Source organism: Hydrogenophaga sp., assembly GCF_022844385.1.
In the GTDB taxonomy this organism is placed as follows: Bacteria; Pseudomonadota; Gammaproteobacteria; order Burkholderiales; family Burkholderiaceae_C; genus Hydrogenophaga.
Map to the genome: position 1 here is coordinate 17,900 of NZ_JALHLX010000045.1, position 3,270 is coordinate 21,169.

The window sequence follows — 3,270 nt, forward strand, 5'->3', positions numbered from 1 at the left end:
GGCCCGCTTGCTCACACGTTGGGGGCGACAAGTTTCTGGTGGTTTGCGTTGCCCCTTGTTCTGTTTTATGGGTTGATCCCTTTGGCTGATTGGTGGTTGGGAGAAGACCTGACCAATCCACCCGAGTCCTTTGTTCCAGAGCTGGAAGCAGACGCCTACTACCGGTGGATTCTCTACGCTACGGTTCCCGTGCTCTGGGCTTCTGTGCTTTTCAACCTGGTGTACCTTGCCACCCATGAGATGCCACCTGCTGCGTGGTTGGCCTTGGTGATGGCCACCGGCTCGGTTTTGGGTTTTGGGCTGAATCTCAGTCATGAGCTCGGTCACAAGGCAGATTGGATGGGCCGCAAATTGGCGTTGTTCAACAGCGCGCTCGGCGGCTACGGTCATTTCTCGATTGAACACAACCGCGGTCATCACCGCCATGTTTCGACTCCTGAGGATCCAGCATCGGCCCGGCTGGGCGAGAGCATCTACCGCTTTGTGCTCAGGGAAATGCCGGGAGCATTCTTTCGCGCATGGACACTGGAATCCGACCGCTTGAGACGTGGGGGATGCAGCGCCTGGCATCCCAACAATGAAATCCTTCAAGCCGGGTTGCTCACCGTCATCCTCTATGGCGGCTTGATCATGGCCCTCGGATGGTCCATGGCTGCAGTCGTCCCGCTGGTGGCCTTCTGGGGTGCATTCCAGCTGACTTCAGCCAACTACATTGAGCATTACGGCCTGCAGAGGAAACGCGGTGCCGATGGGCGGTATGAGCGCTGTGCGCCCCATCATTCCTGGAACAGCAACCATCTGGTTTCCAACCTGGTGGTGTTTCAACTACAGCGCCATTCTGATCACCACGCGCATCCTGGACGCAGCTACCAGTCGCTTCGCGACTTTCCAGATCTGCCACGGCTCCCCTCTGGTTACTTTGGGATGTTCGTCGTGGCCTACCTGCCACCGTTGTGGTTCCACTTGATGGACCGAAGAGTTGTTCACGCTGCAAACGCGGATCCGGAGCGCATCAACTTCATGCCCGAGCGGCGTCAGGCGCTGATGTTGCGTCTGGGTTTGTAGAGGGATCAATCGTTGCTCCCATTCCTGTGCAACGGTCTGACGGACCACACAAGACTGGTTGCAGACCTTCGCTGGCGCGGCTGTAAAAGATGGTAGAGATCATCCCTCGGACTGGGCTACCGGTATCTCGAAAGGCGGCCCCCCCGAACCGGCCTTCCGGCAGCTGGGGCTGGCAGTCTACCCAGCCGCAGCATTACTCCGTCCTCGCGCATAGTCTCCGCCCGAGTCCAACCTGAATGCACCGCAGCAGGTAGCAACTGACTTCGCAAACCACGGCGCAGAACTCTGAGTAGACAGGTCGTCGTTGGCAATCTGAGCATGCGTCATGCTTTGAAAGTCCCACGGCCTCTCGTACTTCTGTATCTCAAGAGCTACCCGGCTGGTGGAGATGGATTGTCTCTCCATCAATCACTACAGAGTGATGCGCGAAACGCCCAGGTACGCGAAGCCAGAGTGGGTCTCCACGAAGGATGGCGAGGTGCCTGCAACCCGAGTCGGACGAGTAAAGAGGTCCTTGGCCTCCCTTGACCGACTCAAGGTCGCGGCGACGGCAAGCAACTCACGCAAACGGAGGTGACGCCACTACCGCCACGGCGGCGAGTCAACGATCCAAAACCTCAACGTGAATCCGCAGCGCACACGAGATGTGGCAACCCGCATGGGCGGAAGACTGCGCCACTCCCACGCTGTGTGAGGCGGGCCGAGGTGTGGTGTCAGATAGCCGGTCACATGGGTGATGCACTGCGATCAAGTCGTTGATCTCTTGGCTTGCCGCCGCATAGGCTCCGCAAACAGCTGGGTGCGTGCTGCTTCGGTGATCGCGGTCACACACGGATGTGTGATGCGTCGCTCGATAGAAATTGCGAAGAACTCCTCCACGACCGCGGGCGTCGCTCCAATGGCGCGCACGCCATATTGCTTCTCGATGTCCCGTTCGAGCACGGTGGGTCCGACGAAGATGCCCATCCCCCGCCGTCCCAACTCTTTGGCCAGGGCGCTGTCATCGCACTCGGCCACTACCCGGGGATGCAGCGATTTGGCCCCGAGCCACGCCCTCAAGCGTTTGCCCACCGCAGACTCCTCGGCCGGCAAGATCATGGGCGCCCCATCCAGACAATCCGGAAATCGCACAGTGCTCGTCGCGGAGAGAACTGAAGGTGATGCGAAAAAGCTGACGCCGCAGCTTCCCAGCTTGTGATTAAAGGCCTGAACGCTGACCGCGGAGGGGATTGGCGCATCGGAAATCACGAGATCAAGACGGTGCAGTGCCAACTCGCCCAGCAGCGTGTCCAGCTTCCACTCACGGCACACGATGCGTACCGGCTCTTGCAACTGAGAAGCCGGTTCGATCAGCCTGCATGCAATGGTCTTGGGAACTGCATCAGCCACGCCGACGCGAAACTCCAACAGCTTGCCCTTGCTGGGGTAATCGCGCACAGCTTCTTCAAGCTCAGCGCCGATCGAAAAGATGGACTCGGCATAGCCGAGTACGAGGCGCCCGGTATCGGTAAGCGCCAGCCCACGCCCGCTTTTGATGAACAACGCTGTGCCCAGCGCCTCCTCAAGCAACTGAATTTGCCCGCTGATGGTCTGCGGCGACATGTGCAAGTGTTCGCTGGCTCGCAGGACGCCACCGAGTTTGGCTACCTGAAAAAAGTAGTGGAGGTGCTTGTAGTTCACGGTGCCGCAGGTTGAAAGGTGTAGCCGAAATTGTGCCGTTTTCTCGGATGGTGAAATCAGAACAATCTGATTTTCGCGGATCGCCGTTGCCATTAGATTGAACGAGACAACACAGCCCATGGGCTCCCGAGCATCCCAGCCCAACAAGGAAATATTTGTTGAGCATCCCATTTTTTTGGAGAAGTTCTCCTTGGCCACGCTCTTGATTCCCTGCGACGGAACGACCAACGCAATGCTTGCCGTTAGACATGCTGCATCGGCATTCCATCGTGGCGAGGTGCGGATGATTCACTTGCTCAATGTCCAGCCGCCCTTTTCAGCCAACGTCAGACGCCACGTCAATCGTGACCTGCGCGATGACTTTCACCGGGAACGCGCCGACGAGGCGCTCGCCGATGCCCGGCGACTTCTCGATGGCTCCGGCGTCCCTTACCGCGCGCACCTGGAGGTTGGCGACAAGGCCCTTTGCATCGCTGAAGCCGCCCGTCGTCTGTGTTGCCACCGCATCGTCATCGGCACAGCGCG

At 58.9% G+C, this 3,270-nt stretch carries 3 protein-coding genes; 2 read left to right on the forward strand and 1 reads right to left on the reverse strand.

The window, feature by feature from the left end; genetic code table 11:
• Window positions 1-1,065, forward strand: a 1,065-nt coding sequence (locus Q0C59_RS09990; RefSeq protein WP_291214701.1) for an alkane 1-monooxygenase, incomplete at its 5' end; no start/stop codon positions are given.
• 747 nt (window positions 1,066-1,812) lie between these two features.
• Here the strand turns inward: Q0C59_RS09990 and nhaR are convergent.
• Window positions 1,813-2,745, reverse strand: a complete 933-nt coding sequence (nhaR, locus tag Q0C59_RS09995; RefSeq protein WP_291214705.1) for a transcriptional activator NhaR — start codon at window positions 2,743-2,745, stop codon at window positions 1,813-1,815.
• 232 nt (window positions 2,746-2,977) lie between these two features.
• Between nhaR and Q0C59_RS10000 the strand changes: the two genes are divergently transcribed.
• Window positions 2,978-3,270: universal stress protein (locus Q0C59_RS10000; RefSeq protein ID WP_291214709.1), on the forward strand; the 293-nt coding region annotated here is incomplete at its 3' end.